Source organism: Kribbella sp. NPDC003557, assembly GCF_040610805.1.
GTDB lineage: Bacteria > Actinomycetota > Actinomycetes > Propionibacteriales > Kribbellaceae > Kribbella.
On record NZ_JBEXMY010000012.1, the window covers coordinates 100,599 to 125,528 of the forward strand.

The 24,930-nt window shown below is 69.2% G+C and carries 23 protein-coding genes; 15 read left to right on the forward strand and 8 right to left on the reverse strand.

Going from position 1 to position 24,930, the window contains the following annotated elements; all coding sequences use genetic code 11:
* Window positions 1–32 precede the first annotated feature (32 nt).
* The gene (locus tag ABZW60_RS37760; RefSeq protein ID WP_355485277.1) at window positions 33–1,685 is read left to right on the forward strand and encodes a phage tail tip lysozyme; all 1,653 of its coding nucleotides are present in this window, start codon (window positions 33–35) and stop codon (window positions 1,683–1,685) included.
* A 19-nt stretch (window positions 1,686–1,704) separates the two neighbouring features.
* Window positions 1,705–2,322 (forward strand): S-layer protein, encoded by a 618-nt coding sequence (locus tag ABZW60_RS37765; RefSeq protein ID WP_355485279.1) that lies wholly within the window; start codon window positions 1,705–1,707, stop codon window positions 2,320–2,322.
* A 10-nt stretch (window positions 2,323–2,332) separates the two neighbouring features.
* On the opposite strand, the gene ABZW60_RS37770 is transcribed toward ABZW60_RS37765, so the two are convergent.
* The gene (locus ABZW60_RS37770) at window positions 2,333–3,205 is read right to left on the reverse strand and encodes an arginine deiminase-related protein (protein ID WP_355485281.1); all 873 of its coding nucleotides are present in this window, start codon (window positions 3,203–3,205) and stop codon (window positions 2,333–2,335) included.
* Between the two features lie 156 nt (window positions 3,206–3,361).
* On the opposite strand from ABZW60_RS37770, the gene hisC reads away from it, so the two are divergent.
* Together hisC and ABZW60_RS37780 are read left to right on the forward strand one after the other, a co-directional pair.
* Window positions 3,362–4,441, forward strand: a complete 1,080-nt coding sequence (gene hisC, locus ABZW60_RS37775) for a histidinol-phosphate transaminase (protein WP_355485283.1) — start codon at window positions 3,362–3,364, stop codon at window positions 4,439–4,441.
* Between the two features lie 10 nt (window positions 4,442–4,451).
* On the forward strand, window positions 4,452–5,162 hold the full coding sequence (locus ABZW60_RS37780; protein ID WP_355485285.1) for an SDR family NAD(P)-dependent oxidoreductase: 711 nt from the start codon (window positions 4,452–4,454) through the stop codon (window positions 5,160–5,162).
* A gap of 136 nt (window positions 5,163–5,298) precedes the next feature.
* Here ABZW60_RS37780 and ABZW60_RS37785 read toward each other — a convergent pair whose 3' ends face one another.
* A complete protein-coding gene (locus tag ABZW60_RS37785) occupies window positions 5,299–5,892 on the reverse strand; it encodes a hypothetical protein (RefSeq protein WP_355485287.1) in 594 nt (197 codons plus the stop codon).
* A gap of 481 nt (window positions 5,893–6,373) precedes the next feature.
* Window positions 6,374–7,312 (reverse strand): EamA family transporter, encoded by a 939-nt coding sequence (locus ABZW60_RS37790; RefSeq protein WP_355485289.1) that lies wholly within the window; start codon window positions 7,310–7,312, stop codon window positions 6,374–6,376.
* 556 nt (window positions 7,313–7,868) lie between these two features.
* Between ABZW60_RS37790 and pdhA the strand changes: the two genes are divergently transcribed.
* The 3 genes from pdhA to ABZW60_RS37805 are packed head-to-tail and all read left to right on the forward strand — an operon-like array spanning window position 7,869 to window position 11,479.
* On the forward strand, window positions 7,869–8,930 hold the full coding sequence (gene pdhA / locus ABZW60_RS37795) for a pyruvate dehydrogenase (acetyl-transferring) E1 component subunit alpha (RefSeq protein WP_355485464.1): 1,062 nt from the start codon (window positions 7,869–7,871) through the stop codon (window positions 8,928–8,930).
* Between the two features lie 3 nt (window positions 8,931–8,933).
* Window positions 8,934–9,911, forward strand: a complete 978-nt coding sequence (locus ABZW60_RS37800; protein ID WP_355485291.1) for an alpha-ketoacid dehydrogenase subunit beta — start codon at window positions 8,934–8,936, stop codon at window positions 9,909–9,911.
* A complete protein-coding gene (locus ABZW60_RS37805) occupies window positions 9,911–11,479 on the forward strand; it encodes a 2-oxo acid dehydrogenase subunit E2 (RefSeq protein ID WP_355485293.1) in 1,569 nt (522 codons plus the stop codon). The genes ABZW60_RS37800 and ABZW60_RS37805 overlap by 1 nt, the downstream gene beginning before the upstream one ends.
* 75 nt (window positions 11,480–11,554) lie before the next feature.
* Here the strand turns inward: ABZW60_RS37805 and ABZW60_RS37810 are convergent, their stop codons facing one another.
* Complete coding sequence (locus ABZW60_RS37810; protein WP_355485295.1) at window positions 11,555–12,388, reverse strand: SDR family NAD(P)-dependent oxidoreductase; 834 nt, start codon at window positions 12,386–12,388, stop codon at window positions 11,555–11,557.
* A gap of 150 nt (window positions 12,389–12,538) precedes the next feature.
* Between ABZW60_RS37810 and ABZW60_RS37815 the strand changes: the two genes are divergently transcribed.
* Window positions 12,539–12,967 (forward strand): MerR family transcriptional regulator, encoded by a 429-nt coding sequence (locus tag ABZW60_RS37815; protein ID WP_355485297.1) that lies wholly within the window; start codon window positions 12,539–12,541, stop codon window positions 12,965–12,967.
* Entirely contained in the window at window positions 12,964–13,920 is a 957-nt protein-coding gene (locus tag ABZW60_RS37820; protein WP_355485298.1) for an NAD-dependent epimerase/dehydratase family protein, read from the forward strand. Before ABZW60_RS37815 ends, ABZW60_RS37820 begins: the two co-directional genes overlap by 4 nt.
* Here ABZW60_RS37820 and ABZW60_RS37825 read toward each other — a convergent pair.
* Window positions 13,903–14,847, reverse strand: a complete 945-nt coding sequence (locus ABZW60_RS37825) for a hypothetical protein (protein WP_355485300.1) — start codon at window positions 14,845–14,847, stop codon at window positions 13,903–13,905. The two genes, ABZW60_RS37820 and ABZW60_RS37825, sit on opposite strands and share 18 nt — an antisense overlap.
* Before the next feature lie 60 nt (window positions 14,848–14,907).
* Here ABZW60_RS37825 and ABZW60_RS37830 point away from each other — a divergent pair, with 60 nt between their 5' ends.
* Complete coding sequence (locus tag ABZW60_RS37830) at window positions 14,908–15,738, forward strand: EamA family transporter (protein ID WP_355485302.1); 831 nt, start codon at window positions 14,908–14,910, stop codon at window positions 15,736–15,738.
* Between the two features lie 328 nt (window positions 15,739–16,066).
* On the opposite strand, the gene ABZW60_RS37835 is transcribed toward ABZW60_RS37830, so the two are convergent.
* Both ABZW60_RS37835 and ABZW60_RS37840 read right to left on the reverse strand, forming a co-directional pair.
* Entirely contained in the window at window positions 16,067–17,047 is a 981-nt protein-coding gene (locus ABZW60_RS37835) for a VOC family protein (protein ID WP_355485304.1), read from the reverse strand.
* A gap of 302 nt (window positions 17,048–17,349) precedes the next feature.
* Window positions 17,350–18,759 (reverse strand): S8 family serine peptidase, encoded by a 1,410-nt coding sequence (locus ABZW60_RS37840; protein WP_355485306.1) that lies wholly within the window; start codon window positions 18,757–18,759, stop codon window positions 17,350–17,352.
* 268 nt (window positions 18,760–19,027) lie between these two features.
* Between ABZW60_RS37840 and ABZW60_RS37845 the strand changes: the two genes are divergently transcribed.
* The 5 genes from ABZW60_RS37845 (at window position 19,028) to ABZW60_RS37865 (ending at window position 23,498) form a co-directional block, all read left to right on the forward strand.
* Window positions 19,028–19,759, forward strand: coding sequence for a GntR family transcriptional regulator (locus ABZW60_RS37845; protein ID WP_355485308.1), 732 nt, complete (start codon window positions 19,028–19,030; stop codon window positions 19,757–19,759).
* Window positions 19,756–21,072, forward strand: a complete 1,317-nt coding sequence (locus tag ABZW60_RS37850) for an MFS transporter (RefSeq protein ID WP_355485310.1) — start codon at window positions 19,756–19,758, stop codon at window positions 21,070–21,072. The genes ABZW60_RS37845 and ABZW60_RS37850 overlap by 4 nt, the downstream gene beginning before the upstream one ends.
* A gap of 119 nt (window positions 21,073–21,191) precedes the next feature.
* Complete coding sequence (locus ABZW60_RS37855; protein ID WP_355485312.1) at window positions 21,192–22,172, forward strand: ATP-binding cassette domain-containing protein; 981 nt, start codon at window positions 21,192–21,194, stop codon at window positions 22,170–22,172.
* Window positions 22,169–22,981 carry an ABC transporter permease gene (locus ABZW60_RS37860; protein WP_355485314.1) on the forward strand — a complete coding sequence of 271 codons (813 nt, stop codon included), beginning with the start codon at window positions 22,169–22,171 and terminating at the stop codon, window positions 22,979–22,981. Before ABZW60_RS37855 ends, ABZW60_RS37860 begins: the two co-directional genes overlap by 4 nt.
* A gap of 73 nt (window positions 22,982–23,054) precedes the next feature.
* Window positions 23,055–23,498, forward strand: a complete 444-nt coding sequence (locus ABZW60_RS37865; protein WP_355485316.1) for a VOC family protein — start codon at window positions 23,055–23,057, stop codon at window positions 23,496–23,498.
* On the opposite strand, the gene ABZW60_RS37870 is transcribed toward ABZW60_RS37865, so the two are convergent.
* The gene (locus ABZW60_RS37870) at window positions 23,495–24,847 is read right to left on the reverse strand and encodes a serine hydrolase domain-containing protein (RefSeq protein WP_355485318.1); all 1,353 of its coding nucleotides are present in this window, start codon (window positions 24,845–24,847) and stop codon (window positions 23,495–23,497) included. The two genes, ABZW60_RS37865 and ABZW60_RS37870, sit on opposite strands and share 4 nt — an antisense overlap.
* Window positions 24,848–24,930 lie beyond the last annotated feature (83 nt).

Below are 24,930 nucleotides of genomic sequence, written 5' to 3' on the forward strand. Positions count from 1 at the left end.
GGGAGCCCACTCGGAGCAGCGAGGAGCAGAGCGTGGGAAAGATCAGTCCGGCTCAGCTCCTTGGTGCGATCGGGCTGGTGCTGTTGCTGCCGTTGGTCATCGTCCTGCTGATGCTGCTCAGCGTCCTGGGCGGGCTGGATTCGGCCGAGGCGCAGTGCGCGCAGCACGCCCAGGACGAACCGATGATGGGCTGGCCGACCGATCGGCACCAGATCGACGGTGAGTGGACCATCTTCCACCAGGGCTACGACTTCAAGGTCGACGAGGACGCCAAGGTCTACGCGTCCCACGACGGCAAGGTCGTCACGGCCGCGGCGCACGAGGTCCGGATCCGGATGGCCTCGAAGACCGGGGACACCGTCACCCTCGAAAGCGTCGAGACGCGGTACAAGTTCCTGAAGACCGTCAGCGTCGCCAACGGCGCCGAGGTCAAGCGCGGCGACGTGATCGGCACCGCCGGCGTCGGCAACGAGGGCACCGACGGCCAGGGCGCCCCGATCGGGCTCTCCGGCGTGCACGTGCACTGGGAGATGTGGGCCGACCAGGAGAACAACAACGAGTGGTCGATCGTCCCGAAGCCGGAAGAGAACCTGTTCGAGATCGACACCTCGAAGGGCGGCGGCTGCAGCTGCGTCGACGGCAACCTCTCCGGGGCCAACAACCAGCAGAAGGCCTTCAACTTCTTCGTCCAGAACGGCTACTCCAAGGAGCAGGCCGCGGGCATCGTCGGCAACATGATCAGCGAGTCGAGCGTCGAGCCGGCCCGCCTGCAGGGCACCAACCCCGGCACCATCAGCATGCCGAACGCGGTGGTCGACTCCTCGCTCGGCTGGGGCATCGTGCAGTGGACGCCGGCCGGCAAGATGATCAACCCGTCCCGGGACGCGGGTGTCCCGGACGAGAAGATCGCCTCGCTGGGCTACCAGCTGGAGTTCCTGGTCAAGCAGCTCAACGGCGACCCGCCGCTCGCGGAAGCGGCCGCCGGGCGCGCGATCAAGGGTGCGACCTCGGTCGAGGACGCCGCGTACCAGTTCGGCCACATGTTCGAGCGGTTCGCCGGCAGTGAGAACCCGAACCACTCGCGCTACGCCGAGCGCAAGGCGAACGCGCGGCACGTGTTCGACCAGTTCGCCGGCTCGGCGCCGGCCGGCGGCGGGGACGCGGCCGCGAGCACCGGCGGCGGTTGCGGCGCCGGCAGCGGCAACATCGCCGAGGTCGCGAAGAACCTGGCCTGGCCGGAGGACGGTCACGACGGCGTCGCCGCGAGCATCGCGAAGAAGGAGTACGTCGACGCGATGGAGAAGTACAACGACGGCTCCAGCGGCATCGACCCGTACAGTGACTGCGGCCGCTTCGTCGCGACCGTGATGCACATGAGCGGCGCCGACAAGGACTACCCGAATGTCGGAACCGGCGTGCAGAAGACGTATCTGGAAAGCTCCGGGAAGTACGACTGGTGGCACGGCGAGCCCCCGGGCGGCATGAAACCGGGCGACATCCTGAACGGACCCGGCCACACCTACCTGTACGTCGGTCCCTGGGGCAAGGAAGGCGGCGGCTACAACTCCGCGTCCGCCTCGCTCCACGGTCACGTGCCGGAGGCGGGGTACCTGTACGACGTCGGCGGAGGCTCCGGCAACTTCACGGTCTACCGGCTGAAGAACGCGCCACAACCGGCGAGCTGAGCAAGGACAGGAGCATCGGATGCTGGAGGAGAACCGGCGGCCCTTCATGATCGGCGTCGTGGCGCTGGCCGTCGTGCTGATCGTGATCGGCGGTGTCGTGCTGTTCCGCGGCGGCGGATCGAAGACGACGCTGACCGTGACGTCGATCCCGAACGACCTGACCCTGACCCTCGACGGTCACCAGATCCCGGCGAACGGCGAGGTCAAGATCAAGGAGGGCGAGCACACCCTGGTGGGTTCGCGGCGCGGCTTCCAGAGCTACACCGAGACGTTCACGTCGGGCAGCGATCCGCTCAGCTACAAGATGTACCTCTACGCCAACAGCGCCGAGGGCCGGGAGTGGACCAAGAACAACCCGGAGCAGGAGCGCGAGCTGGAGGCCGAGGCCGGCCGCAAGTACGACAAGATCCAGCAGCGGCTCAAGCTGAAATACCCGATCCTCGGCCAGCTGCCGTACATCGGCCCCGGCTTCCAGGCGACCTACACCAAGTCCAAGTCCGACCCGAACAATCCCGAGGCGATCTCCATCGTCATCGAGACCTGGACCCCCGAGGCCAAGACGAAGGCCCTCCAGTGGATCAAGGGCTACGGCTGGAACCCCGACACCCTCGACATCATCTGGAAGACCGACAAATAACCGTCCCGGCTCAGGCCGGGAGGATGAGTTCGCCGCCTGGGGTGGTGATGGGGATCAGTGGGAAGTCCAGTGGGTTGGTGAGGCAGCGGGCCGAGCCGCCGCCCTTGTGGAACTCGGACAGGTCGAGGACGACGACCCGCAGCCCGAGGCCGGTGAGGATCTCGTGCAGGCGCGGTGAACAGGCCGGCATGATGATCGTCTCGCCGACCACGACCGAGTTCCCGCTGAACGCGAACGCCTCCTCGTCGGTGAGCACGATCGGGTCCGGCACGATCCCGGACAGCTCGGCCTGACTCGCGGCGTCGAACGCCGGCGGGTAGACCATCGCGTGGGTGCTGTCGACCGGGCAGAACGGCAGGTCGAGGTGGTACATCCCCTCGTGCGCGATCCGCAGCCCGCGCACCCGGATGTTCCACTCGGTCGCCAACTGCTTGAGCGCCTCGGCCTCGCTCCGCGGCCCGTACCCGACGACCAGGCTGTCGCCGAACACGAACGCGTCGCCGGACTCGAAGTGCGCCCCGACGCCCTCACCGCCGGTCCGGTCGAGCCGGAACCCGTTCCCGGTGAACCAGTCGGCCGCGCTCAGCGACTCCTTCCGGCGCGGCTCGAACCGCATGTGCGAGAGCATCGCGCGCCCGTCCGCGGTGGCCAGCCCGAGGTTCATCGCGTACACCATGTCCGGCGAGTCCTCGCGCTGGTCGAGCACCTCGACCGAACCGCCGGCGTCCACGATCGCCTGCCGCAGCGACTCCCACTGCTTGAGCGTCAGCGCCGGGTCCGGCTGGTCGTGCGTCGACATGTACGGGTTGATCACGTAGTCGATCCGGAAGTGGTCCGGCCGGACCATCAGATTCCGGCGACCCCACTCCAGCGGCTGTCCCATGAACACCCTCCCACGACCGTTGAGACCTGATCGCCAGATCCCCTGATTGTCCGACAATCAGTCAGTTTGAGGCTCGGCGTACCCGGAGTCAAACCCTCGCGGCAGGTCGCTCCGGACAGGGTGGTTCTCCGAATCGGTAAGGACTAACCTGCGGGCATGACCCCTGACAACGAGGTTCGCTTTCGCGCCTGCCTGGACGACGTCGCGGCTTACAAGCCGGGTCGTCCGCCGGAGCGCTCCGACGGCCGGCCGACCTACAAGCTGTCCAGCAACGAGAACCCGTACCCGCCGCTGCCCGGGGTGCTCGCCGCCGCGACCGAGGCCGCCGCACACATGAATCGCTACCCGGACATGGGCGCTGTCGACCTGCTCGAGGCGCTGTCCGGGCGGTTCGGCGTACCGGTGAGCGACCTCGCGGTCGGAACCGGATCGGTCGCGCTGCTGTACCACCTGCTGCAGGCGACGGTCGCCGACGGTGACGAGGTGATCTACGCCTGGCGCTCGTTCGAGGCGTACCCGATCGCGGTGCAGCTGACCGGCGCGACGTCGGTCAAGGTGCCGCTGACCGCCGAGGCCCGCCACGACTTCAAGGCGATGGAGGCCGCGATCACCGACCGCACCAAGGTCGTGCTGGTCTGTACTCCGAACAACCCGACCGGCCCGGTGGTACGCCGCGACGAGCTGATCGCGTTCCTCGACGCCGTCCCGTCGAACGTGCTGGTCGTGATCGACGAGGCGTACCGCGAGTTCGTCCGGGAGACCGACGTCGTGGACGGGGTCGAGCTGTACCGCGACCGGCCGAACGTGCTGGTGCTGCGGACGTTCTCCAAGGCCTACGGACTGGCCGGCTTCCGGGTCGGGTACGCGATCGGTCACCCCGACGTCGTCGCCGCGATCCGGAAATGCGCGCTCCCGTTCGGCGTCAGCTACGTGGCCCAGGCGGCCGCGATCGCGTCCCTCGGCGTCGAGGACGAGCTGCTGGAGCGCGTCGACGCCCTGGTCGAGGAGCGGCAGCGGGTCATGGCCGCGCTCCGGGCCGCAGGCTGGGACGTCCCGGAGTCGGAGACGAACTTCGTCTGGCTCGATCTGGGTGAGGACACGGTCAAGTTCGCCGAGGCGGTCCAGGCCGAGGGGGTCTCGGTCCGCCCGTTCCCCGGCGAGGGCGTCCGCGTCACGATCGGCGAACGCGAGGCCAACGACCTGTTCCTGCAGGTGGCCGGCGCGTGGCGGCAGTGACCGCCGGCCGGTGACCGCACTCGTCTGGATCTCCGGAGCCTCGGCCGGGATCGGCGCCGCGCTGGCCGCCGCGGTGCCCTTCCCGGACGCCCGGGTCATCGACATCTCCCGCAGCGGCGGTACGGCGGAGCACCTGCGGGCCGATCTGGCGGATCCGGTGGAGTGGTCGCGGGTCGCGGCGCACTTCGGCGGCGAGCTGTCGGCGTACGACGGTGAGCGCGTGGTCTTCATCCACAACGCCGGGACGATCACACCCATCGGCCCGGCGGCGGGCGCTGACCCGGACGCGTACGCCCGGGCCGTGCTGCTGAACTCGGCCGCACCGCAGGTCCTCGGCGCCGCGTTCCTCCGGGCTTCCGCGCACCTGACCTGCCGGCGTGACCTGATCATGCTCTCGTCCGGCGCCGCGACCACGGCGTACGCCGGGTGGTCGTCGTACAACGCCGGCAAAGCGGCCGTCGAGCACTGGGTCCGCACGGTCGGTCAGGAGCAACCTGCCGACGGGTGCCGGGTGATCGCCGTCGCTCCCGGCGTCGTGGACACCGCCATGCAGTCCGAGATCCGCGGCACCGCCGAGGCCGACTTCCCCGCCGTGACCCGGTTCCTCGACCTGAAACGCGCCGGCGCGCTGGCCACGCCCGAAGCCGCCGCCACCGGCATCTGGTCGCTGCTCACCAGAGACCTTCCCAACGGCGCCTGCGTGGACCTCCGCAAGCTCTGACGTCCGGACACGAAGAAGCGGCGCCGGGAGGAGTGAGGCTTGCTCCCGGCGCCGCTGTGTTGCGGGTGTTGCACCGAATCAGTCACCCCACCGAGGTGGCTCTTTCGGGTCCTGCATCATCACTGACCAGGGAGGGTCAGTTGTTCTGCTCGTTGCTCTGCTCGCAGGTCTTGAGCGAGTCGACGGAGTTGCCGTCGTTGTCCAGGCCGAGGATGCCGACCGGGTTCGTCAGCGGCACGTTGCCACCGATGCCGGAGCCCGAGATGTCGTTGTGGCAGACCTGCCACGGGCCGACCTTGTTGTCGCTCACGGAGACGACACCGTTGCCGTCAGCCTTGTACCACTTGCGGTTCTGCTCGTTGTCCTGCTCGCAGGTCTTGACGGCGGTCACGCTGTTGCCGTCGTTGCCCCAGCCGACGATGCCGGTGATGTCCTGCGCCGGCACGTTGCCGCCGATGCCGGTGGCGGAGCCGAAGTTGTGGCAGGCCTGGAACGCGCCGAGGTCGTTGCGGTCGATGGCGACCAGCGAGCCGTCCTTGTGCATGCCCCACCAGCGAGCGTGGTCCGCGTCGTAGCCCTTGCTGGCCGCGGACACCGCGTCGGCCAGACCGGTGGTCTGAGCCTTCTGCTGCGCGTCGTCGAGAACGTTGGCGCTCACGACGGTGGCCAGGCCCAGGGTGGCAACGGTCGCCACTGCCGCGGCGGCGACGATCTTGCGAGTTACCTGCATTATGCCAGGTTTCCTTTCGGGTTTTGACGGATTCGTCTTAGTGGTAACGACACCTGGCGGGCCCGGTTACAAACTTTTTTGTCAACTATTTCGATGGTGCGTGACTGCATAGCCGGTCGGTGATGACTTCCCTGACGAGACAACGAAAACCGCGCTGACCAGGCAACTTGCCGGTAACGGCGCGGTCGGGAGAGTGAGTGGAAGTTGAGACGAAAGGACCCGTAACCGCGATCCAGGTGCGTCGTTGAGTCAGCGCGGGTGACGGATGCCCGGTGAATCGGAACGATTGTTTCGGTGGGCTCGGTGGCCGCCGAATTGGCAATAGCACGATTCGTCGGAATATGTTGGAAGCATTGCCGGAGTTTCGAGCCGTGTTTTTTCGGGGCAGGGCGCGACCGGCGGCCAGACCCGCTGCCGCGCGCATCGGCAGCGGTGGGAGACCCGGGTCCTTCGGGCCCGGGTCTTTCCTTTGGGGCAGCGGCTACCTGCGCCGGCGCTCGGCGGTCACCACGAGGGCGACGCCGACGATGATCACCGCGCCGCCGAGCAGGATCTGCCAGGTCAGGCTCTCGCTCAGGATCAGCCAGCCGAGGAACACCGCGACCGCCGGGTTCACGTACGCGTAGGTGCCGACCAGCGAGATCGGCGCGTTCGCCAGCAGGTACGAGTACGCCGTGTACGCGAGCAGCGACCCGAACACCACCAGATACGCGAGCGCGATCCACCCGCTCCCGTGGATCCGGTCCAGGTGCAGCCGCCCGGGCTCGCCCCGCAGTACGGCGAGCAGCACCATCGCCGTACCGCCGAAGACCATTTCGTAGAGCGCCGTCACCAGCGGGTCCCGCGGCAGCCCGAGCCGCGGCGCGTACCGCGAGCCGATCGCCCAGCAGATCGTGCCGGCCACCAGGATCGCCACCGACAGCGGCTTCGCGCTCGTGTTGCCACCTGACAACGCGAGCAGCGCCGCCCCGCCGAAGCCGATCAGCACGCCGACCCAGGTCATCGCCCGCGGCCGCTCGCCGCCGCCGACCCGCAGCAGCATCAGCCACAACGGGATCGCCGCGACCAGCAGTGCCGCGAGGCCGGACGGCACCGTCTGCTCCGCGACCGCCACCGCGCCGTTGCCCAGGGCAAGCAGCAGGACACCGACCGTGGCCGCGCCGACCGCCTCCCGGCGGGTGATCCGCAGCCGCTGCCGGCCCGACTTCAGCGCCAGGCCGGTCGCCATCAGGATCGCCGCGGTCAGGAACCGGGCGGCCATCCCGAGCATCGGCGGGATCTCGGCCTCCACCACGACGCGGATCGCCAGGTACGTCGACCCCCAGACGACGTACACGACCGCGAGTGCGGTCCAGATCATCGCGCCCGAGGCCGTCCGGGAACCGGTCTCGGCCACTCTGGCCGGTGCGGAGGTGGCCATCGTGCGACTCCTCGAGTGTCAGGGGCGTCTTGCAGGAACGATGCTTACGCTACGATCGCGCGCGCCGGGCCGCAAGGTGATATCCGGCCAGTGGCCAGCGGTTTCCCGCCACGCCGCGGGTGCTCGACACCAAGTTGTGACACTTGGTGTCGAGATGCTCGATCTCTGTCATATGAGCGTGGGGACCGGACCAGTGGATGGACTGGTGTCTCACCGCGAGACCGATTTCGGTACCGCCGTACCTGCCGGAGTCCAGACAGTTAGCGGATCAGGCACCTGGTCGGTACGGTGTCCGGCAAGATGGGAGTGAGACCAGTGAGGAGGTCCACTGCCAACAGTGCATCAACCCTGGATCCACGCGGACCTGCCTGCGAAAGCCTCACCCGGCTGAAGGCGCCGGTCCCCGTGCAACGTGCGGTCGCGGCGATCCCGCGTTCGAACCCGAGGAGTGCATGTGAGTGAGTCGGTGCCGGGCCCTGCCCCGGAAGTGTTCGCGCCCCACGAGGCGCCGGTCAGCCCGCCCCAGGCCTCCGAAGAGGTCGAGTTCGTCCAGCTCCTGACGCCCGAAGGCGAGCGCGTCGAGCACCCGGACTACTCGTTCGACCTGGACGACGAGGCGATCGAGGGTTTCTACCGGGACATGGTCCTGGTCCGCCGGATCGACGCCGAGGCGACCGCCCTGCAACGCCAGGGTGAGCTCGGGCTGTGGGCGTCGCTGCTCGGCCAGGAGGCCGCCCAGATCGGCTCCGGCCGGGCGCTGAACAAGAAGGACATGGTCTTCCCGACGTACCGCGAGCACGGCGTCGCGTTCTGCCAGGGCGTCAACCCGCTGAACCTGCTCGGCCTGTTCCGCGGCGTCGACCAGGGCGCGTGGGACCCCAAGGACAACAACTTCCACCTGTACACGATCGTGATCGGCGCGCAGACGCTGCACGCGACCGGGTACGCGATGGGCCAGCAGCGCGACCACGCGGTCGGCGACCCGGACAACGGCGAGGCCACGATCGCCTACTTCGGCGACGGCGCCAGCAGCCAGGGCGACGTGAACGAGGCGTTCATCTGGTCCTCGGTGTTCAACGCGCCGGTGGTGTTCTTCTGCCAGAACAACCAGTGGGCGATCTCGGAGCCGATCGACCGGCAGACCCGGATCCCGCTGTACCAGCGCGCCGCCGGCTTCGGCTTCCCCGGCGTCCGCGTCGACGGCAACGACGTGCTCGCGACGTACGCCGTCACCCAGCAGGCTCTGAAGCGCGCCCGCGAGGGCAGCGGGCCGTCGCTGATCGAGGCGTACACGTACCGGATGGGCGCGCACACCACCTCCGACGACCCGACGAAGTACCGGCTGAACGAGGACCTCGAGCACTGGAAGCTCAAGGACCCGATCGAGCGTGTGCACGCGTACCTGACCCGGCACGCCGGGGTCGGCAACGACTTCTTCGACGACGTCGATGCCGAGGCGGACAAGATCGCCGCCGAACTACGGGCCGGCTGCCTGGCACTGCCCGACCCGGTGCTCACCGACTTCTTCCAGAACGTGTACGTCGAGGAGACGCCGCAACTGGCCGAGCAGCGCGAGCAGTTCGCCGCGTACGCCGCTTCGTTCGAAGGCGAGGGCTGAGCGATGACCAAGATCACTCTCGGCAAGGCCATCAACGCCGGACTCCGGGCGGCGATGGAGAAGGACGCCAAGGTCGTCGTGATGGGCGAGGACATCGGCAAGCTCGGCGGTGTGTTCCGGGTGACCGAGGGCCTGCAGAAGGACTTCGGCGAGGACCGGGTGATCGACACCCCGCTGGCCGAGTCCGGCATCATCGGTACCGCGGTCGGCCTGGCGCTGCGCGGATACCGGCCGGTCTGCGAGATCCAGTTCGACGGGTTCGTGTTCCCGGCGTACGACCAGATCATCAACCAGGTCGCCAAGATGCACTACCGGTCGATGGGCAAGATCCGGATGCCGGTCGTCATCCGGATCCCGTACGGCGGCGGCATCGGCGCGGTCGAGCACCACTCCGAGTCCCCGGAGACGCTGTTCGCGCACGTGCCGGGGCTCAAGGTGATCTCCTGCGGCGACCCGGTCGACGCGTACTGGATGATCCAGCAGGCGATCGAGTCCGACGACCCGGTGGTGTTCTTCGAGCCGAAGCGGCGCTACCACGAGAAGGCCGAGCTGGACGAGGACGTGCCGCCGGCGCTGCCGCTGCACAAGGCGAAGGTCATCCGTGAGGGCACCGACGCGACACTGCTCTGCTACGGCCCGATGGTGAAGACCTGCCTGCAGGCCGCCGAGGCCGCGGTCGAGGACGGCCGCAACCTGGAGGTCGTGGACCTGCGGACGATCGCGCCGTTCGACCTGCCGACGATCTTCGCGTCCGTGAAGAAGACCCGGCGCGCGGTCGTTGTGCACGAGGCGCCGTACTCGTTCGGGCCCGGGTCGGAGATCGCGGCGCGGGTGACCGAGGAGTGCTTCTACCATCTCGAGGCGCCGGTGCTCCGGGTGACCGGGTACGACACTCCGTACCCGCCGTCGCGGATGGAGGACGACTTCCTGCCGGACCTCGACCGGGTGCTGGACGGCGTCGACCGGGTGATGGGGTACTGATGGGCGTCCAGCAGTTCCGTCTCCCCGACGTCGGCGAAGGACTCGTCGAGGCCGAGATCGTCAGCTGGAAGGTCAAGCCCGGCGACACGGTCAAGCTCAACGACACCATCGTCGAGATCGAGACCGCGAAGTCCCTGGTCGAACTCCCGGTCCCGTTCGCGGGCGTCGTCACCGAGCTGTTGGTACCGGAAGGCGAAACGGTCCCGGTCGGCACACCGATCATCTCGGTGCAGACCGAGTCCGCCGAAGCCGCCGAGGCTCTCGCCGACGACATGGTCCCGTCGGTCCCGGAACCGGAGGAATCCGGCGGTCGCACGGCGGTCCTGGTCGGCTACGGCCCCAAAACCACCGAAGCCAAACGCCGCCAACGCAAGCCCGCAGCCCCCGCCGGCTCGGCTCCGGCTCCGGCTGCTGATGGGGTAGTCGCCCCACCGCCGGCCGCAGGCAGCACACCGGCGGCGTACGCCGCCGCGCCGGGCTCTGCCGTGCCGGGCTCTGCCGCGCCGGGTGCTGGCACGCCGGGCTCCGCCGCCCCAGGGTTCACGGCCCCGGGCTCCACCGCTGGTGGTGTCGCTCCGGCCGCAGTTGCTCCGGCTGCGGCTGCCGCCGCTCCAGTGGGTGCGCAGGGTGGCCTCGGCGCCGCTCCTCTCACCCCGGCGCCGCAGGCGCCGGTTGCTGGAGGCAACGGGTCTGTGCATGTGCTGGCCAAGCCTCCGGTGCGGAAGCTCGCCAAGGACTTGGGGATCGACCTGGCTGCGGTCGCGCCGACGGGCCCAGGCGGGGTGATCACCCGGGCGGACGTGGAGGCGTACGCGGCGGCTCCGGCCGAAGCGCCGGCGGCGTACGAACCTGCTCCGGTCGTCAGTGGACGCGAGGACACGCGCGTCCCGGTGAAGGGCGTGCAGAAGGTGATGGCGCAGGCGATGGTCGCCAGTGCATTCACCGCGCCGCACGTGACCGAGTGGATCACCGTCGACGTCAGCGCCACCATGGAGCTGGTCGAGCGGCTGAAGGGCGACAAGGCGTTCCGCGACCTCAAGGTCTCGCCGCTGCTGATCGTCGCGAAGGCCGTCACGCTGGCAGCCCGCCGTACGCCGATCGTCAACGCGGCCTGGGACGAGCAGGCGCAGGAGATCGTCTACAAGGGTGCGGTCAACCTCGGCATCGCCGCCGCCACCCCGCGCGGCCTGATCGTCCCGAACATCAAGGGCGCCGACGCGCTCACCCTGCCGGACCTGTGCAAGGCACTGAACGACCTGGTCGCGACCGCCCGCGAGGGCAAGACCCAGCCCGCCGACCAAGCAGGCGGCTCGTTCACGATCACCAACGTCGGCGTGTTCGGCGTCGACGCCGGTACGCCGATCATCAACCCGGGCGAGGCCGCGATCCTCGCCTTCGGCGCGGTCCGCAAGCAGCCGTGGGTGGTGGACGACGAGATCGTCCCGCGCTGGATCACCACGCTCGCGCTGTCGTTCGACCACCGCCTGATCGACGGCGAGAAGGGCTCCACCTTCCTCGCCGACGTGGCCGGCATCCTCGAGGATCCGGCCCGCGCACTGATGTTCTGACCCCGACCGGCGAAGCTGGGGAGGATCTTCTGCCCGAACAGGGACGGGATCCTCCCCAGGCCGGCGGCGCCGCGTTCAGCGGGCGTGTGCGCGGGCGGAGAAGTCCTGCCAGTCGGACCACGTCTTCAGGCGATCGGCGTACGCCTGCTCGATCATCGGGTAGAAGCCCTGCCCGAAGAGCACCCGCAGCGGCGGGTTGTCGGCGTCGACGAGCTCGAGCAGTGCCTGAGCCGCCGCGGCCGGATCCCCGGCCGGCTGCTTCCCCACGAGCTGACCGAGACGCCGACGGAGCCCGTCGTACGCCGGGTTGGGCTCGGCCAGGTGCCCGTTGTCGAGCGGGTTCGGGTTCTTGCCGTCGCGGGTCGCGTACCCGGCCGGCTCGATCACGGTGACCTTGACACCGAAGTCCGCGACCTCGCCCGCGAGGGCCTCGTTGAGTCCCTCGAGCGCCCACTTGGATGCGTGGTAAGCGCCGCCGAGCGGCATCGCGACGATCCCGGCCGCCGAGGACAACTGGACGATGTGGCCCGCGCCCTGCGCGCGGAGGTGCGGCAGCACGGCCTGAACGACCCAGACCGCACCGAAGAGATTGGTCTCCATCTGGTTGCGGAGGTCCTGTTCGGTCAGCTCCTCGATCGCGCCGATCTGTGCGTACCCGGCGTTGTTCACGACGACATCGATCCGCCCGAAGTGTTCGACAACCCGCCGAACCCCGTCGAACACCGCATCCCTGTCGGTCACGTCCAGCTCCAGCGGGAGGACGGCGTCGCTGAACGCGGCGACCAGGTTCTCGAGACCTTCGACGTTCCGGGCTGTTGCGGCCACCTTGTCGCCTCGGGACAGCGCGGCCTCGACGAAGTTGCGCCCCAAGCCACGCGACGAACCGGTGACGAACCAGACCTTGCTCATGATGTCCTTCCGTTCTCTCGATCCTTCCTTCGACCATGAGGTGCCGGCCACACGATCCCTGTGACAGCCGACGGACGTGACGCCGGGCACAGGGGACGCGGGACCAGGACTGTTGACCTCAAGCGCTTGAAGTGTGTGAGCGTGGTCGGCATGACGAGCTTCACCATTCAAGAAGTCGCGCGGCGGAGCGGGCTGAGCGAGCCGACCCTGCGGTACTACGAGGACGTCGGGCTGGTCGGGCCGATCAGCCGGGACGAGAGCAGCGGGCACCGCCGGTACGGCAGCACGGATGTGGACACGCTCGAAGCCCTGGCCTGCTTGCGCGCGGCCGGCGTCGGCATCGAGGACATGCGGACCTACCTTGCCAACCGCCTGCGCGGGCGGGAGGCCGCAGCCGAGCAGCGTGACCTGTTGCTGCTGCACGCGGAGCGGATCGAGGCCGAGATCGCCGCGCAGCAGGTGCGGCTCACGTACCTGCGCGAGAAGGCCTCGCTGTGGGACGCCCGCGATCGCGGCGACGAATCCGCGGAGGCCGACGCGATCCGCCGGCTCGTGCCCGTGGTGGGTGAGCTGCGATGATCCTCGTCACCGGCGGTTCCGGGTACTTGGCGACCCACCTGATCGCGCGGCTGCTGCGTGACGGGCAGGAGGTCCGTACGACGGTGCGCTCAGCGGCTCGCTCGGCCTCGGTGCGGGCCGCCGTACGGCGTGGTGCCGCGGACGACGGCCGGCTGGAGATCGTCGAGGCCGACCTGATGTCCGACGACGGCTGGAAGGCCGCGGTCGACGGCTGCGCGGAGATCCACCACGTCGCCTCGCCGATCCCGGTCGCCCAGCCCGACGACCCGGACGAGCTGATCGTCCCGGCCCGCGAGGGAACCCTGCGCGTGTTGCGGGCAGCGCGGGACGCCGGCGCGCGACGCGTCGTACTGACCTCGTCGTTCGCCGCGATCGGGTACACGCCGAAGCCGGGAGCCGAGTTCACCGAGGCGGACTGGACGGACCCCGATACGCCGGGCCTCGCGCCGTACCCCCGCTCGAAGGCCATCGCCGAGCGCGCCGCGTGGGATTTGATGCGCGACGCCCGCACCGAGCTGGTGGTCGTCAACCCGACCGGCATCTTCGGCCCGACGCTCACCGCGGACCTGCGCTCGTCGACGCAACTGATCACGATGATGCTCGACGGCACGATGACGGTCGCGCCGCGCGCCCGCTTCGGTGTGGTCGACGTCCGCGACGTCGCCGACCTGCACGTCCGCGCAATGGCCGCCCCGGATGCCGCCGGCCACCGCTACCTCGCCGTCGCCGACGGCCCGACGGTGAGCTTCCTGGAGATCGCCGAGATCCTGCACCGTCGCCTCGGCGCGGCCACACCGACCGAGGAAGCCCCCGGTCCCGACCTGCCGCGTCCGATCATCCACAACGACCGAGCCCGCGCCCTCGGCTGGCAACCACGCCCCGTGGAAACCACCATCGTCGAAACCGCAGAGAGCCTCCGCGACCTGGGACTGTGGTCACCAGGCGTCTTGTGAACGCCAACGCCACCCCGCGATGGAGGGCCGTCCGCGGCGACCGACCATCATCGAATGGAACGTTGCGCGCCACTTCGCGGGCGGCTGCCGGAGGGTTCGCAGTATCTCCTCGGCCAGCCGCTCGGGGGCTTTCATCGGGAAGCGGAGAAACACCTGGAACTGCTCGGCTTCGACAACCAGCGCAACCAGGAACTGCCGTGGATCGCGATGATCCGGCGCGGCCCAACTGAGCCCCAGGCCCGCAGCGGCCAGGAGCTCGCGGTCAGCGGATTCGAGGACCGCTCGCGCGACGGTGTCCGCCGGGCCCTGCCAACTCCGGTCGCCGCCGATCCGCTCGACCTCGGCGTCGTACGCCCCCGCCTCGAAGGAGACGCCGTGACCCAGGGGTACGTCGACGGACCAGTCCCAGTGGACAACGCCGTCGTCCCGGGTGATCCGGGCCTGGGTCGAGCCGCAGCCAACCTCCCCGCAGGAGCAGCGGGCAACGATCACGTCCCGGGGCTCGGTGGTCGCGACGAGCTGGTTGGCGGGGACGAACAGATCGAACGGGCGCATGCCCATGCCGGCACCGGCTTCGGTGATCTCCAGCCCGTTGACGTGGATCAGGACCTCTTCACCGCTGCTGATCTCGAGCCGGATGGTGTCCGAAGGGAGACGCGCGTACGACGTACCGCTGACGCGCTGACCAGGTGACGTGCCGTCGGGCAGCGGGATGTCGAGCTCTTCCAAGGCGTCGAGGAGGAGGCGGCGGAGCGGCCCGGATCGGGCGGACTGTGGTTCTCCGGCGAGCTGGCGCAGGGCGGGCGAGTCGAGTCCGTCCGCGAGGGCCAGGGCGGCGGCTTCGATCGGGCGTGCGTCGGCCCAGTGCGGATCCGCGGAGCACCGCGCTGCGGCGTCGTACAGGCGGTGCCTGGCTGCGGTGTCCACGTGACCATCATCGCGGCTAATCCAGCTGACCGCCTGGACCGCCGGTGAGAGGGTGTGGGGGTGGTGGTCATCCTGGTGGTGCTCGGGGCGGCGGTTCTGCACGCGACCTGGAACGCGATGGCTCACGGGACGCCGGATCGGGTGGCCGGGCTGGCGTTGTTCGAGCTCGCGGCCGGGGTGATCGGGCTCGTTGCGGTCCTGGTGATGGGGCTGCCGCCGGCCGGGACGTGGTGGTTCATCATCGCGTCTGCCCTGCTGCACCTCGCGTATCTGGGCGGGCTGCTGGCGTCGTACCAGCTGGGGCAGTTCAGCCAGATGTACCCGTTGGCCCGCGGTACGTCGCCGTGGGTCGTGGCGGTGGTGTCGATCGTCGTACTGCATCAGAGCCTGGCCGCTTTGGAGTTGGCCGGAGTGCTGCTCGTATCAGCCGGCCTCATCGCGCTCGTCTTCATCGGCCGGCCCGGTCGCAGTCAGATCCCGGCGCTGTTCGCGGCGATCGGGACTGGGCTGATGATCGCGTCGTACACGGTCGTCGACGGGGTCGCCGTCCACAAGATGCCGGTGGCCACGTACATGGGCTGGGTCTTCATGCTCCAGGGCTTCGCCGTTCCCCTGGCAGTCCTCGCCTGGCGCGGCCCACGAGCTTTCGACCTCCCCCGCTCCGCGATCCTCTCGGGTCTGGCAGGCGGCGTCGTCTCGATGGCGGCCTACGGCCTCGTCCTCTGGGCCCAAACCCGAGGCACCCTCGCCGCCATCGCCGCCCTCCGCGAAACCAGCATCATCTTCGGCGCCATCATCGGCGCCCTCTTCTTCCACGAACGCTTCGGCCCCAAACGAGCCGCCGCCGCAGCCGTAGTAGTAGCCGGCATCATCCTGATCACGACCGGCTAGGGAAGTACCGAAGGGAAAACCTGGCACTGGAAGGGAATCTGGTACTGAACCGGGAAGTGATACTGACGGGGAAAGTGGTCAGCCCAACGCGGTGCTCCGGGCGGCTCCTCCGCGCCGCTCCCACCCACCCCCGGCTTAACGCCGGACCACGCGCTACCGCGCGAGCGACTGCCTGGTGGCCACGCGCGGAGTTGGTCAGCGAGCGACGGCGAGAATCCGAGGACCGGTGGCGCTTGCATCCGAGGCCATCACGGGGGACCACCGCAACGTCAGCGGAGGCGCGTGGCTGGATGACTAGGCTCGACCTCTGGGCTTGGTTGCCGTTGGTTCACTCGCCCTTGTAGCAAAGGCAGAATGGGTGGCCGGCGGGGTCGGTGTATACGGGGCAGCTGCCGCCCTGTGGGGGTAGCTGTGTGCCTCCGAGTTGGAGGGCTAGGCGTTCCTTTTCGGTTCGGTCGTCGAAGCCGACGTCGAAGTGCATCTGTGGCGGGTAGTCGGGGTCGGGCCAGCGTGGTGGTTGGTAGTTGGGGACGCGCTGGAGGGCGAGCATCGGCAGGTGGTCGTCGGCGCGGGCTATCACGATGCGGTCGGGTGAGTGCTCGACCGTACGGGGCATGTCGAGCATCGCGGCCCAGAACTGTGCCAGTGGTCGTGGATCGGCGCAGTCGAGCACCACGCGCGCCAGCGTGCCGAGTCGGTCTGTGGGGTTGGTGAGGCCGGGGTACAGGCAGAAGGGATGGCCTACCGGATCGGCGTACACGCGCCAGCCGGGGAAGTCCTCCAGTTTCGTGGCGCCGTGCTCCAGCACCGCGTGCTCGGCGGCGTCCAGGTCGGCGACCTGTACGTCGAGGTGGATCTGCGTCGGGTTTGCCGGGTCGCCCCAGCATGGAGGGCGCATCGGGCCTTCGCCTGGGCTGATCCGTCCCTGCGTGAGCATCGTGTAGAACGCCCGCAGCTCGTCCTCTCGCTCCTCGGGGCAGCCCATGACGACCCAGAATCGGCCGTCCTGCTCGTCGGAGTCGACCGATGTACCGACGACCCTGGCGGCGTCGTCGAGCACGACGCTCACGAACGCCTGTCCGCGGTTGCCGACCAGGACGACGCGGACCATGTGGTCGTTGATCTGTCGGGCACTGCTCACCGTCCGGTCCGGACCTGCGAACTGCTCCACATCTGGATGCCACGTCTCGGCGATCCACGGACCTGGATCCCATCCGACGAGACCGCTGACCGCGTTGGCCGCTGGTACGTCCGCTCGCTCCAACGCATCGACCCAGCGGCGTGCGGCTTCGACAAGCTCGTCCGGCATCTCCGTAGTCTCACGCCGACACGCCACCCGATCAAGGATCAGCCAGCCGAGGGTGCTGAGCTGGTCGTCGCTCGCGAGCGTTGGCGAGCAGAAGTCGGGCGGCAGCCCGCAGAGCGCCGGCGGCAGCCGGCAAAAGGAAAGACCGGCGCTCAGCCGGGGGTGGGTCGGAGCGTCGCGTAGCTCGGCGACGGAGGAGCCGTGCGTAGACGACGCGTGGGGCTGACCAGCAGTCTGCTGGCAGCCCCACTTATCAAGTCGTTGCTGGTGGAGCGGGGGTCCCGGGCGGGGGACCCCCGCTCGGATCAGGGGGTTACGGCGTCCAGGGCGTCGGCGATGCCTTCGCCGTAGAAGGCGTTGTTGGCGGTGGTGCCGGTGCAGCGGGGGTCGGGGGTGGTGGGGCAGGCGGTGTCGTCGGCTTCGGTGTGGAGGGCTCGTTCGATGTCGCGCGGGCCCCACCACGGGTGGGTGGACTTCATCAGGGCCGCGACGCCGGTGACGTGCGGAGAGGCCATCGACGTACCGCTGGCCAGGCCGTAGCGGCCGCCGGGGAGGGTGGACAGGATCGAGCTGCCGGGGGCGGCGACGTCGATCTTGTTGAGGCCGAAGTTCGAGAAGCTGCTCTTCGCGCGGGCCTGGGTGGTGCTGGCGACGGTGATCACGCCGGGCAGCTCGGTCGGCATGTCGAGGCAGTCGTTGTTGATCGTCCGCGTGACGGGCGTCGTGTCGTTCGGGCTGTTGCTGTCCGTGGTCTTGTTGGACAGGTCGTAGTTCGAGTTGCCCGCGGCCGCGACCGAGAGCGTGCCCTCGTCGGTCGCCCAGGCATACGCGCGCCGGACGGCTTCCTGCACCGCGCCCTGGTCACCGTTGTCCTTGCACCAGAACTCGAACGGGTCGATGAAGTAGCTGTGGTTCGTCACGGCCATCTTGTGCTGCGCGGCCCACACGATCCCGCAGATCGAGTACTCCGGGTAGATGAAGCCGTCGTCGTTCACGACCTTGACGGACGCGATCCGCACGCCGGGCGCGACGCCGACGATGCCGACGCCGTTGCGCGCCGCCGCGACGGTGCCTGCGACGTGGGTGCCGTGCGAGCTGGTCGTCGGCCGCCAGGCGCCCGCGGTGGTGTCCGCGACGCCGTTGTCGACGCAGCTGACCGAGTCGGCCGCGTCGAAGTTCGGCGCGAGGTCGGGGTGGGTGTCGTCGACGCCGCTGTCGTTGATGCCGACCAGGACGCTCCGGGAGCCGTCGGTGATCGCGTGCGCCTGGTCGGCCTTGATCTGGGCCATGTCCCACTGCTCGCCCTCGCGCGGGTCGAGGACCGGGGTCGCCTCGGCGTCGTCGATCCCGTTCAGCCCGCCGGGGCCTTCGCTGACGGCGGCGGTCCGGGTGGCGCCGACGGACTGCACCTCACGGCCGTTGTGGGTCGCGCGGATGTCGGTCCGGAAGTTCGGGTTGGTCGACTGGGCGACGACCACACCGAACTGCCGGTACGAGACGAGCACGGTGCCGCCGGCGTCCTTGACCGCGTCCTCGGCCTTGCGGACGTGACCCGGCGTGGCCTTCGTGTTGACCACATAGTTCATCAGCGGACCCGCTGCTGCGGCGTCGGTTGTCGCTGCGGTCGCCTCGGTCGCGGCGGCCAGCGACACGCACGCCAGCGCGGCGGCGGACAGACCGGCCGCCAGCCGGCGGGGACGGGACGTTCGGGACACAGTGCCTCCTCAGGGCAGCGCCCGGGCGGACGGGCCCGGGCCGGTAACCCGAGACTCTAGGCCGAATCGTGGACGGACGGAGTTCTTCATCCACAACGCGAGGGAAACCCTGCATGCAGCCGGCGGATCACGCTCAGTTGCCCACATCCTGTGGATCTGCCTGTGGATAACTCGTGGACAAGCTGGGGAATACCGGCTGTCCGCGGTGGATTATCTGTGTGTGTAAGATAGATACAATAGAGATACGAGTCGTATGGGTAGGAGTTCAGTGGCAGGCGGGGAGCCGGCGCAGGCGCCGGACGCAGTGATGTTGGGTGACGAGACCGCGGAGATCGCCCGCGTGGTCGTCGAGGCGGCGCCGGGGGTGGAGAAGATCCCCGCGGCCGAGCGTGTCTACGCATACGTGAAGGCCGCGATCCTCGACCGGACGTATCCGGGCGGCGAGCTCCTCACCGAGGGTGAGCTCGCGACGGCGGTCGGTGTCTCCCGTACGCCGGTCCGCGAGGCGTTGCTGCGCCTGGAGGAGTCCGGCCTCGTCAAGCTGTACCCGAAGAAGGGCGCGCTCGTCCTCCCGGTGCTACCGCAGGAGATCGACGACGTCCTCGAGGCCCGCGAGCTGATCGAGACCAACGCCGCCGCCAAGGTGTGGCCGCGCCGCAAGCAGCTGATCGAGAGCCTGACGCAGCGCGTCGACGAGATGCGCGCGCATCGCAAGGCCGGTGACGCGAAGAGCTTCCTGGAGGCGGACCGCGCGTTCCACGAGGCCATCGTCGGTGCCGCCGGCAACCAGATCCTGGCGAAGCTCTACAACAGCCTGCGGGACCGCCAGGTCCGGATGGGCGTGCCCGGTATCGAGATGCAGCCGGCCCGGATGGACAAGTCGATCACCGCGCACCAGGAGATGATCGACGCGCTCGGCGGCAACAGCGTCAAGCGCTTCCGCGAGCTCGTCGTCTCCCACATCGCCGAAGCCGCGACAGATCTGCGGGGCACCCGGTGACCGAACTTCTCTACCCCCTGGGCGGACGGCGAGCCTGGGCGGTGTGGGCCACTGCTGTCCTGACGTACCTGGTGACTGTGCTGCACCGCGGCTCGATGAGTGTCGCCGGGCTGCAGGCGGCCGAGCGCTTCGACATCTCCGCGTCGGCACTCGCCAGCTTCACCGTCGTCCAGCTCACGGTGTACGCCGCGATGCAGGTGCCCGTCGGCGTACTGCTCGACCGGTACGGCTCCAAGCGGCTGCTGATCGCTTCGTCCGGACTGCTCTTCCTGGCCCAGTCGGCCTTCAGCCTGGTCGACTCGTACCCCGCTGCGCTCGCCGCACGCGCCGTACTGGGTGTCGGCGACGCGCTGGTCTTCATCAGCGTTCTGCGCGTGGTTATGTCGTGGTTCCCGGCGCTACGCCAGCCGGTGATGTCACAAGCGACCGGAATGCTCGGTGGTCTGGGAGCGATCATGTCGACCGTCCCGATGGCTGCAGCCTTCCATGCCTTCGGCTGGACGCCGACGTTCGCTGCCGCGAGCGTGCTGAGCGTCGTGACCGGGCTGCTCGTGCTGTTCCTTATCAAGGACACCCCGTACGACGAGCCGCTCCGCCGCGCCAAGCAGCCGCTGCACGAGGTGAAGACGAACCTGCGCCGCGCCTGGAAGGAGCCGGGCACACGGCTCGGTCTGTGGACCCACTTCACCACCAGCTTCTCCGGCAGCACGTTCGGCCTGCTGTGGGGCTTCCCGTTCCTGGTGCAGGGACAAGGACTCGCTCCGACGACCGCTGCGGCGATGCTGATCATCCCTGTACTGGCCGGCCTCTGCTACGGCCCACTGGTCGGGCGGTACGCCGCGAAGTTCCCGTTCTACCGGTCGTGGATCGTGCTGGCGGTGATCGGGGGATCCGTGGTGATGTGGACCGTCGTCCTGCTCTGGCCAGGGCGGGCGCCGCTGCCGGTGCTCCTGATGCTGATCGTCGTACAGGCGGCCGGTGGACCCGGCTCGATGCTCGGGCTGGACTACGCGCGGACCTTCAACCCGACGACACGGTTCGGTGCGGCCAACGGGATGGTCAACACCGGCGGCTTCATCGCCACGCTGATCTGCATCGGCATGGTGGGCGTCCTGCTGGACGCGTCGTCCGGTGGTGCGCCGATGGCGATCGACGACTTCAAGTTCGCGCTGGCATTCCAGTACGTGCTGTGGGCGATCGGCACGCGGCAGATCCTCAAGTACCGCCGCAAGGCCCGTGGCCACCTGGCGCGCTACAACCCGGAGGCGTACCAGGCGCTCCTCGCCAACCAGATCGTCCCGCTGAAGGGCTGAGACAGCGGCCCGTCAGCGGAGTGCCAGGCCCGTGCCAGAGCACCCAGCCACGGTAGTCCCAGTGAATTGAATCCAACAGCCGGCCTTCGGCCGGGTTGGGAAGCTGGGAGGAACCCGAGATGACCACAACGAACCAGGTCGCCATCGAGGCGGTCGGCTTGGTCAAGAAATATGGCAGTACGACCGCGCTTGCCGGCGTCGACCTGAGCGTGCCGACGGGCACCGTTCTCGGGGTCCTCGGCCCGAACGGCGCCGGCAAGACGACCGCGGTCCGCATTCTCGGCACGCTGCTGCGGCCGGACGCCGGCCACGCCACGGTCGGCGGGTACGACGTCGTCCGGGAGGCCGGCAAGGTCCGGAGCATCATCGGGCTGACCGGGCAGTACGCGTCGGTCGACGAGGACATGTCCGGCCGCCGGAACCTGATCATGATCGGCCGGCTGCTCGGGTACTCGCGGCCCCAGGCCCGTACCAAGGCGGACGAACTGCTGGAGCGGTTCGAGCTGACCGACGCCGGTGACCGGATCGCGAAGACGTACTCCGGCGGTATGCGACGCCGGCTCGACCTGGCCGCGAGCCTGGTCGGCAACCCGAGCATCCTGTACCTGGACGAGCCCACGACCGGTCTGGACCCGCACGCCCGCAACGGCGTCTGGGAGACGGTCCGCAACCTCGTGCTCGACGGGACCACGGTGCTGCTCACCACGCAGTACCTGGAGGAGGCCGACGCCCTGGCCGACTCGATCGTGGTGTTCGACAAGGGCGCCGTGGTCGCGAACGGGCGGCCCGCGGAGCTCAAGGCGCAGGCGGGCAAGCAGTCGCTGGACGTCCGCCCGGCGGAGCCCGCGCATCTCGAGCGGGTCGCCGCGATCGTCGCGGAGTCGGTCGGCACCCGGCCGTCCGTCGACGTCGTGAACGCGCTGGTCAGCGTGCCGGTCACGGACGGCTCGTCGATGCCGGTCGTCGTCCGGCGGCTGGACGAGGCGGGGATCGCGGTGACCGAACTGTCACTGCGGTTGCCCAGCCTGGACGAGGTGTTCCTGGCGCTGACCGGTCACACCGCCGAAGAGCAGAAGATCCTGGAAGGAGTGGGCCGATGACCACCGCAACACTCGAGCCGGCGCACGTCGCCAGGCGCGCCAATCCGTTCGCGTGGGTGCAGCAGAGCCTGACGCTGGCCTGGCGGAACGTCGTACGGATCCGGCAGAACCCGGAAGCGCTGGCGGACGTGACGTTCCAGCCGATCATCTTCCTGGTGCTGTTCCTGTTCGTGTTCGGCGGGGCGATCGCGCAGGGCGCCGGCTGGCGGGACTACCTGCCGTTCCTGCTGCCCGGTCTGCTGGTGCAGACGGTGGTGTTCTCCACGATGGGCACCGGGGTCGCGCTGAACGACGACTTCGCGAAGGGCGTGTTCGACCGGTTCCGGTCGCTGCCGATCGCCCGGGTGGCGCCGCTGGTCGGCGCGGTGCTCGGCGACGCGGTCCGGTACACGCTGTCGATCGTGATCCTGATGGGGACCGGGTTCGCGCTCGGCTTCCGGTTCCAGAACGGCGTCGGGTACGGCGTCCTCGCGCTGGTGGTCGTGCTGGCGTTCGCGCTGTCGATGTGCTGGATCTGGGTCTGGCTCGGGCTGTCGCTGAAGACCGCCCAGGGTGTGCAGGGCGTCGCGTTCCTGGTGATGTTCCCGCTCACCTTCGGCAGCAACGTCTTCGTCCAGACCGACACGCTGCCGGGCTTCCTGCAGGCGTTCGTGAAGGTCAACCCGGTCAAGTACCTGGTCGACACGATGCGCGGCCTGATGCTCGGCGGGGACATCCAGCGGCCGCTGCTGATCACGCTGGCCTGGATGGTCGGGCTGGTCGCGGTCTTCGCCCCGCTGGCGATCCGCGCCTACCGCCGCCGTACCTGATCGGCAACGGGGTCGGCAACCGGGTCGGCAACCGGGTCGGCAACTGTCGGTGGTGAGCGTCAGAGTGGTCGGTATGACGACCAACTGGACGCTCACCATCGACTGTGCCGACCCGGCCCTGGTCGCACGCTTCTGGTGTACGGCGCTCGGCTACACCGAGTCGGATCCGCCGACCGGCTGGGACAGCTGGGAAGCCTGGCTCACCGACCTGGAGGTCCCCGAGGAGGAGTGGGGCGACGGCGCCTCGATCTCCGATCCCGAGGGCGTCCTGCCGTCGATCTCCTTCCTCAAGGTCCCCGAGCCGCGCACGGTCAAGAACCGCCTGCACCTCGACCTGCAGGTGGCCGGCGGCCGCGCCGAGCCGCACCACGTGCGCGAGCAGCGCATCCGCGCGAAGGCCGCGACGCTGATCGAAGCCGGTGCCACCCTGGTCCGGGAGATCCCGATGGACAACTCCACCACCCTCGACCACCTGTGGCTGGCGGACCCGGAGGGCAACGACTTCTGCGTCGTCTAGCCGGGGTTGATCTCGCCGAAGGACAACGGCTCGCGGGTGCAGAGGTACGTTGCCCAGTGCAACTTTGTGGGATGCCCGGCGGGGTCGCGGGTGATGCGCAACAGCTCGCCGGTCTCACGGCCGGAGACGGTGCGGTAGACGTCGTCGGAGACGCGCTCGAAGACCGCGGGGGACTGGTACTCGGCGGCGGCCGGCGACTTCGCCTCGAGCACACCCTTCCTCACCGCGAACACGAACGGCGAGCCCTCGGAGAACCAGGTGCCGAGGACGCCGGCCAGTTCGGCGGGGACCTCGGTGCCGGGGACCCAGGCCTCCGGCGGCAGCGGGTCGTCCTCGAGCACCTTGATGACCAGGTCGGTGGCCAGCGCGCTCGGCGCCGGCGACGACGTGGAGCCGAACAGCGCGATCCCCGCCGTACCGGACGAGCGGTCGACGAAGGTCGAGGTGATGTGGCCGGGCATGCCGCCGTCGTGGCCGACGAACAGCCGGTCGCCGCGGCGCAGCAGCATGAACCCGAGTCCGAAGGCGAGCTGCCAGCGGTCCACGTCGGCCATGATCTGCACCTGGCACATCTCGTCCAGGGTGTCCTTGGACAGCACCTCGTCGACCGGGTTCGCGACGAACATGGCCCACTTCGCGAGGTCCTCCGCGGTCGACGCGAGTCCGCCGCAGGCGTCCATCGCGCCGATGTCCAGCAACGGCTCGCGCACCGGCACGTCGGTCCACGGCGGCACGTAGTACCCGGTCTGCGCGGGCCCGCCGTCCATCCCGACCGTGGTCCGGCGCATCTCCAGCGGGTCCAGGATCCGCGCCTTGACCGCGTCGTACCAGGACCGGCCGTCGAGCCGCGCGACGATCTCACCGAGCAGCGAGAACACCAGGTTCGAGTAGTGGAACCGATGGTGCGGCTTGCCGATCCGCTCGGCCCCGTTCCAGCCCGGCACCAGCTCCTCGCGGGAGGGGAACTTCATCAGGTCCCAGACGTCGCCGACCGGCTCACGCTGCATCCCGCTGGCGTGGCTGAGCATCTGCCGCACGGTGATGCCCTCGTGTTTGCTGTCCGGGATCAGCTTCTCGATCGTGTCGTCGAGGCTGAGCTTGCCCTCATCGCGCAACGCCATGATCGCCACCGCCGTCAGTGTCTTGCTCTGCGACGCGATCAGGAACTGGGTGTCCGCGGTCGGCGGTACGCCGGGGTTGTCCAGATCGGCCGATCCGGCTCCGGTCGACCAGGCCAGCGCCCCGGCGCGGGCGACGGCGCCCACCACACCGGGCACCCGGCCCTTGGACTGACGTTCGGCGACGATTCTGGAGAGCGCGATCTGCGTCTGCGCGGCGATTTCGGTCACGACCCCCGACCTTAAGCCGCGAGATGACAAAAGGCACGGGTGTTTGGTCGGGAGGATGTGCGAGGCTGGTGAGGTGCGCATAG